11 protein-coding genes are annotated in these 15,597 nt (G+C 47.1%); 8 read left to right on the top strand and 3 right to left on the bottom strand.

Features of this window, described 5'->3' with window-relative positions; all coding sequences use genetic code 11:
* Positions 1–27: 27 nt before the first annotated feature.
* The 3 genes from KHO06_RS22995 to KHO06_RS22985 form a co-directional block, all read right to left on the bottom strand.
* A complete protein-coding gene (locus KHO06_RS22995) occupies positions 28–219 on the bottom strand; it encodes a hypothetical protein (protein ID WP_005431753.1) in 192 nt (63 codons plus the stop codon).
* 18 nt (positions 220–237) lie between these two features.
* Complete coding sequence (locus KHO06_RS22990; RefSeq protein ID WP_212582604.1) at positions 238–2,595, bottom strand: fatty acid cis/trans isomerase; 2,358 nt, start codon at positions 2,593–2,595, stop codon at positions 238–240.
* Positions 2,596–2,736: 141 nt separating this feature from the next.
* Positions 2,737–4,302 (bottom strand): arylsulfatase, encoded by a 1,566-nt coding sequence (locus tag KHO06_RS22985; RefSeq protein ID WP_005431821.1) that lies wholly within the window; start codon positions 4,300–4,302, stop codon positions 2,737–2,739.
* A 345-nt stretch (positions 4,303–4,647) separates the two neighbouring features.
* Between KHO06_RS22985 and KHO06_RS22980 the strand changes: the two genes are divergently transcribed.
* The 8 genes from KHO06_RS22980 (at position 4,648) to KHO06_RS22945 (ending at position 15,404) form a co-directional block, all read left to right on the top strand.
* Positions 4,648–6,195: an arylsulfatase gene (locus tag KHO06_RS22980; RefSeq protein WP_212582603.1), complete on the top strand. Its 1,548-nt coding sequence runs from the start codon at positions 4,648–4,650 to the stop codon at positions 6,193–6,195.
* A 149-nt stretch (positions 6,196–6,344) separates the two neighbouring features.
* Complete coding sequence (locus tag KHO06_RS22975; protein WP_212582602.1) at positions 6,345–8,651, top strand: multiheme c-type cytochrome; 2,307 nt, start codon at positions 6,345–6,347, stop codon at positions 8,649–8,651.
* A gap of 125 nt (positions 8,652–8,776) precedes the next feature.
* Positions 8,777–9,760: a MoxR family ATPase gene (locus tag KHO06_RS22970; RefSeq protein WP_045403134.1), complete on the top strand. Its 984-nt coding sequence runs from the start codon at positions 8,777–8,779 to the stop codon at positions 9,758–9,760.
* Positions 9,761–9,772: 12 nt separating this feature from the next.
* Positions 9,773–10,735, top strand: a complete 963-nt coding sequence (locus KHO06_RS22965; protein WP_038896274.1) for a DUF58 domain-containing protein — start codon at positions 9,773–9,775, stop codon at positions 10,733–10,735.
* A complete protein-coding gene (locus KHO06_RS22960; protein ID WP_212582601.1) occupies positions 10,736–11,287 on the top strand; it encodes a DUF4381 domain-containing protein in 552 nt (183 codons plus the stop codon).
* Positions 11,280–12,371, top strand: coding sequence for a VWA domain-containing protein (locus KHO06_RS22955; RefSeq protein ID WP_212582600.1), 1,092 nt, complete (start codon positions 11,280–11,282; stop codon positions 12,369–12,371). Before KHO06_RS22960 ends, KHO06_RS22955 begins: the two co-directional genes overlap by 8 nt.
* A complete protein-coding gene (locus KHO06_RS22950; protein WP_212582599.1) occupies positions 12,364–14,100 on the top strand; it encodes a VWA domain-containing protein in 1,737 nt (578 codons plus the stop codon). Before KHO06_RS22955 ends, KHO06_RS22950 begins: the two co-directional genes overlap by 8 nt.
* Positions 14,097–15,404, top strand: a complete 1,308-nt coding sequence (locus KHO06_RS22945; RefSeq protein ID WP_212583426.1) for a BatD family protein — start codon at positions 14,097–14,099, stop codon at positions 15,402–15,404. Before KHO06_RS22950 ends, KHO06_RS22945 begins: the two co-directional genes overlap by 4 nt.
* Positions 15,405–15,597 lie beyond the last annotated feature (193 nt).

Genomic DNA, 15,597 nt, shown 5'->3' with positions numbered 1-15,597 from the left:
ACCTCCGGTTTGCGCCGGAGGTTTTTTCTATTCGGTCATGTCGTCTTCCCACTCAAACCGAGTGTCTAGGGCATAAGGATCATCTTCAAATGGATGTTCAACTCTGCCACGCAAGTATTCGAGTTGGTGCTCTAACATGTTGACCGTGTCGTAATCCCCCTCTGAGCAAGCAACGTATATCTGTTGCTCGAGAGCGGCAATGTTGTCTCGGATACCCATGAGAACCCCCTTAAATCATCAACGATTCTCAAAACGATTATAGTCAAGTAAACCAAATTCGATCGGTTGTTTTGTACGATACCAAGCGTGGATTCGATCGCTAAATGGCCAGAACTTTTCTGAGCTTCGGCGAATCGCAAAATTATCCAGTAACTTAACGTAATCACTCTCTGATTTTAGGGCGCTAAATTGATCGACAAATTCTTTTACTTGATCTTCTTCGAGCGAGAAAAATGCCGCCGGATAGCTACCAACGACCCCTCGAACGATGGTCATATCATCGTTGGCAAAGTCACGGTTGCTCTCTTCATTGAATAGGCTCGAAATGTTGATGTGCGCATTATTGTGAAGAAGGGTAAACAGCTCATCTTTCCCAGATTCACTGCGAACCATCAGCATGGTGATTTGCGGAACGGTTTTTAATCCTTCTCCACGAACTTGGTTGATACTCGCCAATTGCTGTTCGCTTTCTACTGTCAGCGCTGTATCGATGATGTCGTAGCGTGGCAGCAGGATAGGTGAAACTTGCTTACGTAGAATATCCAATAGCTCTGACTTAGGATCGTCAGTATGGTAGACGACGCTAGTTGGCTGACTAAATGGAGCGACATTGCGTTGCAAGAAGTCACTTAACTGGCGAGGTTGATCTTGATACCAACTTGAATGTTCTTGGTGACGCATATCCGCAGGAAGTAGGGCGATGAAGTTACTTTCCCCTTCCAGACGTAAGAAGTCCATGAACATACGAGTGATCAGCTGGTGGCCAAAGTTACCGTAAACATCGAAACCAGCAACGAGCAGGTAATGAATACGCTCTAGGAGGGCATAGTCCAATACCCAAGCGGTTTTAGGTTGCTCACCAACTAAGCCTTGTACCACCGATGCGCTATCAAAGTGACGGAATACGGTAAGCGCAGCATTGGGGTTGGTGCCGTTGCCATCCCAAATCACATCCGTAGAAAGATGCTCGCCGTTTTTGAACCATTTGTTGATGAAGTCTGATTTAGCCTCTAGATAACGAGCTTGCTGGCGTGAGTACTTCACCCAGTTTGTTACTGGTACGGTATTGCTTTCTAACTCGCCCGGAAGCTTCAAATTGTCTGCTTGGGAGCGATAAAACTCGTTCACTTCGGGAATATCCGCTTTGTCTGGATCGAGGAAGAACACCCAGAAACGGTCGTTAATTACATTCAATGCCAATTGACCGCGACAGACCGGACCTTTGATGTAAGCCATAATGGTGTTTTGTGCATTATCCAGCATGAACTTGAAGCGAGATTTCACCGGCAAATCAATGAAAGCCGTCATTGGGTTAGCAGCGACTTCTGGCTCATAGCTCGGCAGTTGTGCTACTTCATAATCCGCATCGATGAACCATTTTTTCCAATTCTCGATACGCTGTTCATTGAGCGCAAATGGCATGTGCGTTTTATCGACGATAGTGCCTTGCTCTGGAATGATGCGGTAGTAGACACGCTCGACCTTCGGGTCATCATATGGGCGACGAGTCGTAATACGTTTCACTGGCTGACCCGGCGGTGTAGCAGAGCGAACTAAGGTAAAGAAACGCGGCTGTTCGCCATCCAACTCAGAGAAGAATAGGTGAGATAAGAAAAGGTGCTCGTAAATGTAGCGAGCAGCAAGTTGATTTTTACGAGAACTTTTGTTCAGTAATGCTTCGTACTTATCTATCTCTGTTTGTTGTTGCTCTGTCAGTGGTACATGCGCATTCATGATGGCGCCATTTTCCAACCACTGCATCAGGATTTTATATTCCGCCGCCGTTAAGTTAGGCATACCAAAAGGCATTCCCCATGTCGGGTTATCGCGCTCGTATTGATCATACTCTTCAATCGTTGGGCACGTTTGTTCGCGATCGATGGAGAAATCAAAACCTTCTAATTGAACTTGGTCTGGTAATGGATGGCGTTCTTTTTGTTGCAGCATACGTGCAATCAAACCTGCGTCCATATTAGCTGCCATGCTCTGCTCACGCTCGTTGAGCACAGGATGAAAGCCAGCATCACGCCACTCTTGAGTGGTTTGCGCATCTTCAAATAAGCGAGTTGGGGCAGCAGCGGTTAAGCGTGTACCTTCGTAAACCAAGGCCTTGCTAGCGCCGCGGTCTATGCCTTCTACGGAAGAGAGTTTTAACTGACAAGGGGCGTCGTAGCAGGCATGACAGACCACACAGCGGTTATCTACGATGGGTTTAACATCATGTTGAAAGAAATCGGCTTGCGGTGTGTCGATGGTTGCCGTTCGCTCACGTACTTGTTGTGAACCGAACAGTTGGTCGTAGTTCAGCCCTGCGTAAGTTGCACAGCCCGCGAATAAAGTGGCGATGCAGAGTATAAAAATCAAACGTAAATTCATTGAGTTATTTTGAGTAAATTGAATTTGCGTTAATTAAAGCAAAATACGCCGCTAAATACCAAAAAGACGCGGAATTAGTCGCGAAAAACAAAAAGAAAACCCACCAAGGCTGGTGGGTTTTTTCGGTAGTGGCAAAAGAAACTATTTCATTTTCTTAACTTCTTGCTGAAGTTGCTCTAGCTGCTTCATCTTGCCTTGTAGGCCAAGAGATTGGTAGCTGATAGATGCAGGGTTCATCATTTGACCTTGCTGCATTGGGTAATCTGGCAGTGTCTTGAAGAAGTCACCAAGTACGTCTTGGATTGGTACGAACAACCACATGTTGTCTGCCATCCAGCGTAGGTACATACCAGATTCGTGCGGTGCTTTCTCGAATGGGTCAGCACGCAGGTGGATGATCTTCGGCCAGTTTGGAGAGAAACGAACGGCATCGGTAATGTTACCTTCTAGGGTCGCGAAGTGCAGTTTCCAGTCGTTCCAACGAACTGCGTTTAGCTCGCCATTAGCAGTGAAGTAAAGCAGCGACTCACGAGGACCTTTCTCTTCTTTACCTTGGAAGTAAGGCATGAAGTTGTAACCATCAATGTGTACGCGCCAGTCTTTACCGTTCGCTTTGTAGCCTTTCGCTAGCTTCTCTTTCACGTCAGGAACGCCGGCTGCAGCCATTAGAGTTGGTAGCCAGTCTTGGTGTGCCATCATTTCATTGATCTTAGTGCCTGGTTCAATCACGCCTGGCCAACGAACAAGCTGAGGAACACGCATACCGCCTTCCCATGTTGTGCCTTTCTCACCGTGGAACGGTGTTGCACCGCCATCAGGCCAAGACACGGTTTCTGCACCGTTATCCGTTGAGTAGATTACGATGGTGTTGTCAGCCACACCAAGATCATCAAGTTTGTCCAGTAGAATACCCACTTGATCATCGTGTTCTAGCATACCGTCAGCGTAGATACTGATGCCTGATTTACCTTGGTACTTCTCTTGTAGACGAGTCCAAACGTGCATACGAGTGGTGTTGTGCCAGATGAAGAAAGGCTTGTCAGCTTTCACGGCTTTTTCCATGAACGCCAATGAGGTTTCTAGGAACTCTTCATCCGCGTGCTCCATACGCTTACGCGTCATTGGGCCTGTATCTTCAATCTTACCGTCAGCAAAAGACTTGATTACACCACGAGGACCGTAGTTTTTACGGAACTCAGGATCTTTCGGGTAGTAGTAAGTTTCTGGTTCTTCTTCAGCGTTGAGGTGATAAAGGTTACCGAAGAACTCGTCGAAACCGTGGTTAGTTGGCAAGTGTTGGTCTTGGTCACCCAAGTGGTTCTTACCAAATTGAGCCGTCATATAACCTTGCTCTTTCAGCAGGTCTGCAATAGTTGGCGCCCAATCCGGGATACCGTGCGTAGAGCCTGGCATACCGATTGTAAGCAAGCCAGTACGGAACGGTTCTTGGCCTGTGATAAATGCTGCACGGCCTGCAGTACAAGATTGCTGACCGTAGTGATCAGTAAACAGTGCACCCTCGTTTGCAATACGGTCGATATTCGGGGTTTCGTAACCCATCATACCTTGGTTGTATGCACTGATGTTCCAGTAACCAACATCATCACCAAAGATCGCTAGGATGTTTGGTTTGTCTGCCGCCACTGCTGCGCTTGAGGTTGCTAGTACGCCGAGACCGACAGCCAGCTTGCTCATTTGGTTAGCCATAAAAACTCCAAATTGGTTGTAAGTTGGAAAAGAAGCCTAGGTACAGCCCATGCTTCGTTGGCTAATAAGTTAATGATGCGATTGAAGAATGTCGCTTTATAGTGTTTATAACCATAAGTTATGCAGTGAAATAACTTGTTGTTTTATCAGTTAAATGCTTCAACCTTGAAATTTGTGTGGAAAACTGAAGCGGGACACAGGTCACGTAAACCCACTCTTTTGATGTCCTTATAAGACCTTAGTTTGAGTTGGCATCTAATTATGCTATCGGATTCGCAATAGTCTATTTTGTGAGCTATATGTTTGTGTGCAGGATGTACTTTTCTAATACGGACAGAGGTTTATATGACAGCGAATTATGGCGTTAAGCGCCGATTAGCGATTCTTGCCGCTGCTTTTATCGGCGCGACAAGTAGCAGTATCGCAGCAGAAAAACCGAATATTCTGGTCATCTGGGGTGATGATATCGGTCAATCTAATATCAGCGCTTATACATTTGGTTTGATGGGTTACAAAACTCCAAACATTGATAGGATTGCAAAAGAAGGCATGATGTTCACTGACTATTACGGTGAGCAATCTTGTACCGCGGGCCGTTCCACCTTTATTACTGGTCAAACAGTACTGCGAACGGGCTTGAGTAAGGTAGGCCTCCCAGGGGCGGATTTGGGCTTACAAGCAGAGGATGCGACGATTGCAGAAATGCTCAAACCACTCGGCTACATGACGGGGCAGTTTGGTAAAAATCACTTAGGCGATAAAGATGAACACTTGCCAACTAACCACGGCTTCGACGAATTTTTTGGCAACCTTTATCACTTGAACGCCGAGGAAGAACCAGAGAATGTGGATTATCCGAAAGATCCCGAGTTTCGTAAGAAATTTGGTCCTCGAGGTGTGATCAAGTCTTTTGCTGATGGCAAGATTGAAGATACCGGTCCGTTAACGCGTAAGCGTATGGAAACGGTAGACGAAGAAACGTTAGACGCGGCGCTTGATTTCATGGATCGTGCAGTGAAAGCAGACAAGCCGTTTTTCGTCTGGTGGAACGCAACTCGCATGCACTTCCGTACTCACGTCAAAGAAGGCAATCTAGGTAAAACGGGCATCAGCTTCTATGCCGACGGTATGGTTGAGCACGATAACCACGTGGGTCAGCTTTTGAAGAAAGTGGATGACCTAGGCATTCAAGACAACACCATCGTATTTTACTCTACCGATAACGGCCCACATATGAACTCGTGGCCAGATGCAGGTACAACCCCATTCCGTGGTGAGAAAAACACCAACTGGGAAGGGGCATTCCGTGTTCCAGCAATGGTTCGCTGGCCGGGTAAAATTGAACCGGGAAGTGTTTCTAATGAGATCATGCACCATATGGATTGGATGCCAACGTTCTTGGCAGCCGCGGGTGATGATCAAATCAAAGAGAAGCTCCTGAAAGGTTATACAGCGGGTGAAAAGACATTCAAAAACCACCTTGATGGCTACAACTTCTTGCCTTATCTAACTGGTAAGGAAGAGAAAGGGCCGCGTGAAGAAATTTTCTACTTCACAGATGATGGTGATTTGAGTTCATTGCGTTTCCGTAACTGGAAGATCGTATTCCTAGAGCAGCGCGCGAAAGGTACGTTACAAATTTGGGCTGAACCGTTTACTCCATTACGTGTGCCTAAGATCTTCAACCTACGTATGGACCCATACGAAGTGGCCGATATTACGTCGAACACTTACTACGATTGGTTGATCGACCATGCGTACATGCTTGTTCCTGCGCAGGCATACGTGGGCAAATTCTTAGAAACGTTCCAAGAATTCCCACCAAGACAGAAAGCAGCAAGCTTCTCACTTGATCAAGTGATGGAGAAACTGCAAGAAAGTCACAATAAATAGATTGATTGCAACTAAACGTGGGGCTCTTCGGAGCCTCTTTTTTTGCGCCTCGTTTCAGTTTTTCTTAAAACTCGTGTAATTGCTTGTCTAAAAAGAAAAAATACTCCTATCTTTGATCAGAGAATAAAAATAATCACACAAGGATAGCTATGACTCAGTGGGCAAGTTGGAAGCAGGCCTTAATCGGTCTTGCAGCGCTCGTCAGTTTTTCTCTGTTTGCACAGGAAACGCCGCAATCAAACCAATCTTCAACGTTAACTTACGTAGGCAGTGACGCTTGTGTAGATTGTCACCAAAAAGAAACCCAAGCGTGGCAAGGTTCTCATCACGATATGGCGATGAGACATGCTGATGCACAGTCCGTATTGGGTGACTTTAATGATCACACGTTTACATTCAACGGGAAGCCAAATCGCTTCTATCGAAAAGGGGAAGAGTATTGGGTCAATATTCAAGGGCCTGATGATGAGTGGCATGATTACAAAATCAGCTACACCTTTGCGTGGGATCCACTTCAACAATACATGGTGGAGTTCGAAGACGGACGTGTGCAGCTAATTCCATTCGCATGGGATTCAAGAACTAAAGAAGAGGGCGGGCAGCGCTGGTTCCATCTTTACCCAGATACCACCCCAACAGATGAATTCTACTGGACGAATACGGGGCAAAATTGGAACTTCATGTGTGCCGATTGCCATTCCACCAATTTAGAAAAGAACTACGATGCCAAAGCCAATACGTATTCAACCACGTGGTCAGAAATCAATGTCGGTTGCGAAGCATGCCATGGCCCAGCCAGTGAACACGTAGATCTTGCCAAACAAGCGGAAAAATCTGGAAATACCATCGCCTCAGCGAATCACTATGGTTTTGACCGGGATTTAGGTATGGCAGTAAAAGAGTGGGTCTACGAAGAAGGACACAGCACGCTCCAACCAAAAGAAATCGCGATGACCCATCAAGTTCAAACCTGTGCGCAGTGCCATAGTCGTCGTACACAGTTAAATGAGAGCGCCGACCACGTTAAAGGTTCGTTCCTAGATAAATATCGTCTTAGCTTAATCGCACCAGAGCTCTATTATCACGATGGTCAGATCTATGACGAAGATTACGTCTACGGTTCATTTTTGCAGTCTGCCATGGCAGAGAAAGGGGTAACCTGTACCAACTGTCATGACCCTCATACCGCAGAGCTAAAAATCCCTGAAGAAACGGTTTGTGCTCAGTGCCATATTGCGTCTGACTACATGCCGGAAAATCACACTTTCCATGAGGCAAATACCGAGGCGTCTCAATGCACCACTTGTCACATGCCAGAAACGACCTACATGCAAGTTGACCCGCGTCGTGACCACAGCTGGCATGTGCCACGTCCGGATCTAAGCCAACACATCAATACGCCAAACGTCTGTACATCATGCCATGAAGACGAAACCAACCAGTGGGCAGATAAGAAAATAGGCGAGTGGTTCCCGAATTCGAAATACCGTAACCAACAACACTTTGCGGTGGCATTCTACGCCGATTCTATTGGTCATCGCGGCGCGCCTGATGCGTTAGCGTACTCTGCTCAAGATTCATCATTAAGTGACATCATTCGTGCCTCTGCGTTAGAGCGAATGGGCGGCAATACCGGTCAAAATACCTTGGTATCTCTGGCTCGCGCGGTGAAGCATGAAAGCGACATGATTCGTCTTGGGGCTGTTGCTGGGTCGTCTGGGTATGAGTTCAGCGACCGCTGGCAAATTCTTGAACCATTACTAACAGACCCAGTGTTGTCCGTTCGTGCTGAAGCAGCGAGTGCTTTGGTTCGTCATTATCCAGAAATGAATCCACTGCAACGCGACAAGATCAAACAGCCGTTGGAAGACTATTTGGAAATCCAGCGTTTCAATGCGGATCGAGGCTTTGGACGAACCAACTTAGCGAATGTCTATCGAGACCTTGGTGAAACAGACAAAGCCATTGCGTCTTATCAAAAAGCCATTGAAATAGAGCCTTATTTTGAAAACAGTTACGCCAACTTAGCGGATTTGTACCGTGCACAAGGTAGCGACAAAAAAGCACTAGAAACCTTGATAGCAGGAATTGAAGCGCAGCCTAAATCGAGTGCATTGCCATACAGTGCGGGGTTAGCTTGGTTGCGAGTGGGTGACAGTGTTAAAGCCAACCAATACTTAAAACAAGCGGCGGAAACCGCAGAGCGAAACCCACAGTATTGGTATGTTTATGGATTGGCGTTAGAGAAGAGCGACATACTTGCGGCAAGTAAGGCACTGAACACAGCCTACCAAGTGGGTGGAAGTCCACAGCATTTGTACGCCGAGTGTGAAGTGTTAGCACGCAACTATAAACAAGGGGCCGTAGCTTTTGCTTTTGAGCAATGTATTAAGCAGCTTGCCGAGGTGGCTCCGCCGAAGGTGATTGAGCAATTACGAGCTACTATTTCAAACTAATATTTGCGATAAGCTATTGGCTATAAATGGTTACAAATTAGTTAGGTATTAAGTTTATAACCAATAGTTATAGGGCTAGTGAGTAGGATGTACACAGCAAAAACTATGCATTTTGAGGGCACACCATGAACCACGCACAACAAGCCATTAATGAATTAATCGAACAAACTGAAAAAAGCGTCATTGGACAAAGCCATGTGGTTCAGGCTTTGGTGATAGGGTTACTGACCAATGGTCACGTACTTTTAGAGGGCTTACCGGGAACGGCAAAAACCCGCTCGGTGAAGTCGCTTGCGAACCTTCTTAACACCAGCTTTGGTCGTATTCAGTTTACTCCCGACTTATTACCTTCAGACGTAACAGGTACCGAAGTGTACCAAGAGTTGGATGGTAAGCCTCAGTTGCACTTCCAACCGGGACCAATCTTCAACAGCATTGTGTTGGCGGATGAGGTGAACCGTGCGCCAGCAAAAGTACAAGCTGCGCTGCTAGAAGCCATGGCAGAAGGCACGATTACGGTGGGTGATAAGACGCACGTATTACCTGAGTTGTTTATGGTGCTTGCAACACAAAACCCCGTTGAACAAGAGGGTACTTACCCATTGCCAGAAGCGCAGATGGACCGCTTTATTATGAAAGTGACCGTCGACTATCCAGAAGATGAAGCTGAACGTGACATTATTCGTTTAGTGCGCAGTGAAGAGCTGGGTTCAGAAACCAGTAGTGAATTAGTGACGCCAAAACACATTGAGCCAGAGCTTGTGATTGAAGCGCGACGTCAGTTACCGAACATTACTGTTTCCGATTTGGTCGAGAATTACATTGTGGCACTTGTGATGGCGACGCGTAAACCAGAGCGCTACGCGGATTCCCAGCTACAAAAATGGATCGAAATCGGCTCAAGCCCTCGCGCATCAATTTCGTTGGACAAATGTGCGCGCGCTTACGCGTGGCTACAAGGGCGTGACCATGTAACGCCTGATGACGTACGTGCGATGGTGCCATCGGTACTTGGACACCGATTCTCACTTTCTTACGATGCACTTGCCGATGGTGTTGATCACCAGCGAGTGGTGCAAGAGCTGCTTGATTGTGTAGAAATCGGATAAGCAGGAGGGACTATGGCAAAGCCAACGCTTGCTCCTCAATCCCAAGGGCTCGACCCTCGCTTGTATTGCGATTACTCACGCTTGGTGCGTTTACAAGCGCAAGCCGAATCCTTCAGCTTACTGCCTCACTTAAAAGCGGGCAGTGTGCTTTCTGGTCGTCATAACTCATTATTTCGCGGACGTGGTTTGAACTTTGAAGAACTGCGCCATTACCAACTAGGGGACGACATCCGAAACCTAGATTGGAAAGTCACTATGCGCACAGGCAAGCCTCATGTGCGCAGTTACACCGAAGAAAAAGACCGCAATGTGATTGTCTGTGTAGATCAGCGCAGTGCGATGTTTTTCGCCTCTACCGAGGTCATGAAATCTGTAGTCGCTGCTGAAGTGGCGGCTATGTGTGGTTGGCGAGTATTGAAAGACGGTGACCGAGTTGGGTTTGTTATCGCCTCTGACTCTGCTCTATATCACAGCAAAGCTCAGCGTTCGCAAAACGATTTGCTCGCTCAACTGAAACGACTCTCTCAAGCCAACCAGCGCTTAAATGTGGACTCGTTAGATTCAGACAAAGTGACATTCAGTAAATGGATTGAGCTCATCAAACGGATGAAGCTAAAACAATCCACGCTGATTTTCATCAGTGATTGGCGCGATTGCGAAGAGCATCATCTTGATCATCTTAAGCAGCTCCAACAGCACAACGATGTCCTCGCGGTGATGGTAAGTGATCCTTTAGAGCAGTCGCTTCCGCAAGATTTGGCGAAAGTGAAATGGGTAATTGGTGATGGTCGTTACCAGCTCAATTTAGACAGTAAAGCCAAAGTCGATGCGGCCAGCGCCAGTCTGGTTGAGAAAGCCCAGTTACAACGTCAATCACTGGCACAACTCATGGCAATCAAAAAGCTGCCTCATATCGAAATCGATACAACAGGTGACCACATTACTCAATTCCAAAAACTCGTTGGAGGCCGATAAATGACAGACTTACACACGCCTCTAAGCACGTATATTCTGCGTGAGCTGCATGACGTCGCGGTGCCAGAAAGCGTCAGCTGGGTGCCACAAACCATTGGTTGGAAGATCCTTGCAATTGTCGGTGCGATTGTACTCATGTATGTCGGCTACCGACTGGCACACCACTGGTGGGATAACCGTTACCGTAAAGAAGCCATTGAAGCGATTTCTCGTTTAACCCCAGATGATGCCAGCATGCCGAAAGCGCTGTTCTCGATTCTGAAAATCGTCTTGATTCATCTTGATAGCTCTCATGCTCGCTTGTTTGATACCGCGTTCCTGCGCAAGTTAGATGAGCTTAACCCTAAGCATAAAATGTTTGATGACGAAGTCTCGAAGCGATGGCTGCAAAGTATCGTTGACCCAAGTGTTGAACTGGAAAAAACAGAGCGTTTACAACTTCTTGAACGCGCAACTGAGTGGGTGAAAGAGCACGATGAGAACGCTCACAACATTGAAAAGCGCACGCTTGCCTACAAAGCGCGTGCACTAAAAGGAGGTCGCCATGGGTGATCTTCTTGCCTCATGGCTGGGCATGAGCAGTTTTGAATTTGAGCATCCGCTTTGGTTCATCATCCTGCCACTGCCTTTGGTGGTGTATTTCCTTGTCCCAGCTTACCGCACCAAACAAATGGCCATCAAAGTGCCGTTCTTTAGTCAGCTTGTGGACGCCATTGATGAAACGCCGTCAGAAGGCGCAAGCCAACTCACTCCTAGCTGGTGGCAGCGTGCAACGCTCATCATCTCTTGGCTTTTGGTCGTGACCGCAATGGCAAAGCCAACAGTGCTTGGCGAGCCACAGGTACGTGAAAGCTTAGGCCGAGATGTTATGGTCGTTGTCGATTTGTCTGGCTCAATGGCAGAGCAAGACTTCACGTCCAAAACTGGTGAAAAGATCTCTCGTCTCGATGCAGCCAAAGAAGTTTTGAGTGACTTTGCCAAAACGCGCAAAGGCGACCGCTTAGGTTTGATCTTGTTCGGCGATGCGGCATTTGTGCAAACCCCATTCACACCAGACCAAAAAGTATGGTTAGAGCTGCTTAACCAAACGGATGTGGCGATGGCAGGACAGAGCACCCACTTAGGTGATGCAATTGGTTTGGCGATTAAGATGTTTGAGCAAAGCGAAAAGTCGCGTACCGACGTAGAAGAGAGTAAAGAAAAAGTCGCCATTGTTCTAACGGATGGTAATGACACGGGAAGCTTCGTTGAGCCGATTGATGCGGCGAAAGTCGCGAAAGCCAAAGATGTACGCATCCACGTGATTGCAATGGGTGATCCACAAACCGTGGGTGAAACTGCACTGGATATGAATACGATCAAACGTATTGCGAAAGAGTCCGGTGGTGAGGCGTTTGAAGCGCTCAACCGTGACGAACTTGCTAAAGCCTATGATGAGATTGGTAAGTTAGAGCCACAGCTTTATGAAAGTACCACTTACCGTCCTAAGCAAAGTTTGCATCATTACTTAATGGCTTTGGTGGTTGCGATGTATTTAACCGCGTTCTCGTTGGCGACATTTAAGCGTCGTCGACTATCAGTGAACAGTGAAGCTTCTGCACAATCAGACAACGTAAAAGGAGAGCACCATGTTTGATTCTCCTTTCTCTAGCATGGGGCTAGAACAGTTTGTCACACAGTTCCATTTCATTCGTCCAATGTGGCTATTGGCGTTCATCCCGATGTTTCTTTTGCTTTGGTTAAGATGGCGAGAAGAATCCAAACCAAGCTGGAAAGACATTCTTCCTGAGCATTTACGTAAAGCCTTAACGATTGGCGACTATGGTTGGCGAAAACAACTGCCGCTCAAGCTGCTTATGGTGATAGTGGCAATTGCCATCATCATCTGTGCGGGACCTTCTTGGGAGCGCCAAGCTTCACCGTTTGGCGAAGATAAAGCCTCCATGCTGGTGGTGTTGGATAACAACGATTCGATGTTGCAAAAAGACCTTCCGCCAAGCCGTTTGGAACGTTCTAAGCAAAAGATCCGTGACCTCTTGGCCGCACGAAAAGGTGGTAGCACTGGGTTGGTTGTCTATGCGGGTTCTGCTCATGTCGCGATGCCTGTGACGCAAGACAGCAAAGTATTCGAACCGTTTCTAGCGGCGATAACACCAGAAATCATGCCAGTTGAAGGTAAACTGGCTGAAACGGCGTTGTCTTTAATTGACCAACAATTACAAGGCCAACCGGGTTCTACGGTTCTGTTGGTTACAGATGGGGTCAACCCGGCAACCATTACCGCTTACAAAAACTACTTTGCAGACAAGCCTTATCAATTGCTTATCTTGGCAGCGGGTAACTCGGACATTGTTTCTAACAACCCGGTCGATTTGGACTCGTTAAATAATCTTGCCAGCGCGACAGGTGGACGCCTTGTTGAAGTGACGGTCGACAACAGCGACGTAGAGAAGCTGAATCGCTTTGTTGAGCGAAACATGCAACTCAATGGCGAATCATCCATGCCTTGGAAAGACATGGGCTATCAACTGTTGTTCCCAATTGCAATCATCATGATGCTTTGGTTCCGTAAGGGCTGGTTAGTGCAGTGGTGTGTGGTCGCGATGGTATCAACGTCTTTGTTTATGACGCCAAAAGCCATGGCGGAAACCGTCTCGCTCAAAGCGGATAAGCCTGAAGTGGTGCAAGAGGTAACCGTTTTGGATAAAGCGTCTCAATGGTGGTGGGATTTATGGCTCACGCCAAATCAACAAGGGCAGCGCCTGTTCAACAAAAACGAATACCTAGAAGCAGCAAAGCACTTTACGGATCCGCTGCGTAAAGGGACGGCGTATTACTATGCAGGTGAATACAAACTGGCTCACACGGCGTTTTTGGAGATGCAAAACGATCCCTCAGATGCGGTAAAAGACTATGGTTTGTACAACGCTGCGAGTGCGTTGGCGCGTCAACGTGAGTACTTGGCCGCGCGTAATTTGTTGCAAACACTGGCAGACAAAGACACCTTGAGTGATCAATTGCGACCAGATGTTGAACACAACCTAAAAGTCATTGGTGGCATTGTCGAAGAGATTAACCGCACCAGTGAAAGCCAAGCGGGAACGACAGACGGCCCCGAAGAGTCGTTTGAACTGGGTGATAACCCGCAAACCGCGGATGGTGCGAATGAAGAAACCGCAGCAGAGTTAATGCTGAAAGAAAAACTCAATGCGAACGAAATCCTTGGTAGCCAAGAACTGGCGGATAAGTGGTTAAAACGCGTAGAGGCCGATCCTAAGTACTTCTTGCGCGCCAAATTCCAAATTCAACTGCGTGAGCCCGCTCAGACGGACCTGAAGTCACAACCAGAGGAGCAAGCTCAATAATGAATGTATTCAAACTTGGTGTGCACGCTTCTGTGACTCGGCTAAATGCTTTACTGCTGATTATCGCCTTGCTGGTTACAGGCACTGCCAGCGCACAAGATATCCAAGAGATGCAGCGTAGCAATAACGTAGAATTGCTTGCGTGGGTAGGTAAGCAAGGATCAGATGCTGAGAGTAAAGAAGCACCTAAGTTCAGCGTGAATGAGCAGGTGATTTTGTACATCGAAGTCGCAACGCCTCGTTGGTTCACCGGTGGTACACGCATTGGCAGCGTGGAAATCCCTAACGTGATTGCGAAACAGCGAAACCAATTAGCGACTAACTATACCGAGCGCAAAGGGGGGCAAACGTGGTCCCGCCAGCGTTGGGAAATAACGTTGTATCCACAAGCCTCGGGGCAATTCGTGATCCCACCTGTCGCCGTTGGTGTGCAAGTCTCTGCGCCTGATGGTTCGAAAGTGGCTGGTACGCTTTATACGCAGCCAATTAAGTTTGAAGCGTCTATGCCTTCTGGGTTGCTCAGTGATGACTCTGCATGGTTTACCGCGACTAAGGTGAGTGTGGATCAGAAATGGACAACGTCTAATGATGATCTGAAAGTCGGTGATGCAATCACTCGCACCATAACGATCAATGCACAAGACAGTTTGTCAGTGTTGCTTCCAGACTTGTTATCCAATGATTCTACTGCCAGTTATCAAGCATACCCTCAACCAAACCGCTTAGACGATAAGCAAACACGTGGCGATTACCAATCGAGTCGAATAGAAGAAAGCGTGTATGTGATCCAACAGGGCGGTGAGTTCACCTTGCCTGAACACAAGTTCCAATGGTGGAATAGCAAGAGTAAAGCGCTGGAAACGGTGGTGATTGAAGGTAAGACCTTCAAAGCCAAGCATACATTTAAATCGTTTGTGAGAGCTTATTCTGGCTGGTTGATTGGCAGCGCTGTGACGCTATTTGTTCTCGTTATCGCCGCCTTGAGCATTCACCGTTATTATCGTTCTCGTCCTACGCCGCCATGGTTGGTCTTCAGACGAATGGTGAAAGCGAATCGATGGGGTGCTGCTCGAGCAAGCTTGTATAAGCAGCTGAGAAGCAACACGGGTGGTCTTGAAATGAGTAAAGCCAGTGAAACTGACGTTTGGCAGAAGCGTTCACAGCGCCTACAAGAGGGGCAGGAGGACGCAAGCTTGATGAATGCTCTTTGGAAAGGGATACAAGCGTTGAAGCCAAAACGCTTCAAGTGGGTGATACCTAAAGCCTTGCCACAACTCGATAAGAAGGCAAGCAATAAGAAATAAAAACGAAAAGGACGCTAGTAAAGCGTCCTTTTTTATATCCTTTAATAAACGTCGTGTTGTTATTTTTGCGTGCTACAATGGGCATGACTAAATAATATATTCTACATATATTTAATTCTTGTCACTTCGACGTTCTGCTTTTGATCTATTTTATATTTATATTAAACAGGTTTATTAATCAGCTATATATTGA

The organism is Vibrio sp. B1FIG11, assembly GCF_905175335.1.
GTDB classification, from domain to species: Bacteria; Pseudomonadota; Gammaproteobacteria; order Enterobacterales; family Vibrionaceae; genus Vibrio; species Vibrio campbellii.
The sequence above is the reverse complement of the archived record's forward strand: the minus strand, read 5'-3'. Positions and strand labels throughout refer to the sequence as shown.

What these genes read in the sequence shown, in the direction of transcription:
- KHO06_RS22995 (WP_005431753.1), bottom strand. Translation starts at nt 219, where the DNA reads ATGGGTATCCGAGACAACATTGCCGCTCTCGAGCAACAGATATACGTT.
- KHO06_RS22990 (WP_212582604.1), bottom strand. Translation starts at nt 2,595, where the DNA reads ATGAATTTACGTTTGATTTTTATACTCTGCATCGCCACTTTATTCGCG.
- KHO06_RS22985 (WP_005431821.1), bottom strand. Translation starts at nt 4,302, where the DNA reads ATGGCTAACCAAATGAGCAAGCTGGCTGTCGGTCTCGGCGTACTAGCA.
- KHO06_RS22980 (WP_212582603.1), top strand. Translation starts at nt 4,648, where the DNA reads ATGACAGCGAATTATGGCGTTAAGCGCCGATTAGCGATTCTTGCCGCT.
- KHO06_RS22975 (WP_212582602.1), top strand. Translation starts at nt 6,345, where the DNA reads ATGACTCAGTGGGCAAGTTGGAAGCAGGCCTTAATCGGTCTTGCAGCG.
- KHO06_RS22970 (WP_045403134.1), top strand. Translation starts at nt 8,777, where the DNA reads ATGAACCACGCACAACAAGCCATTAATGAATTAATCGAACAAACTGAA.
- KHO06_RS22965 (WP_038896274.1), top strand. Translation starts at nt 9,773, where the DNA reads ATGGCAAAGCCAACGCTTGCTCCTCAATCCCAAGGGCTCGACCCTCGC.
- KHO06_RS22960 (WP_212582601.1), top strand. Translation starts at nt 10,736, where the DNA reads ATGACAGACTTACACACGCCTCTAAGCACGTATATTCTGCGTGAGCTG.
- KHO06_RS22955 (WP_212582600.1), top strand. Translation starts at nt 11,280, where the DNA reads ATGGGTGATCTTCTTGCCTCATGGCTGGGCATGAGCAGTTTTGAATTT.
- KHO06_RS22950 (WP_212582599.1), top strand. Translation starts at nt 12,364, where the DNA reads ATGTTTGATTCTCCTTTCTCTAGCATGGGGCTAGAACAGTTTGTCACA.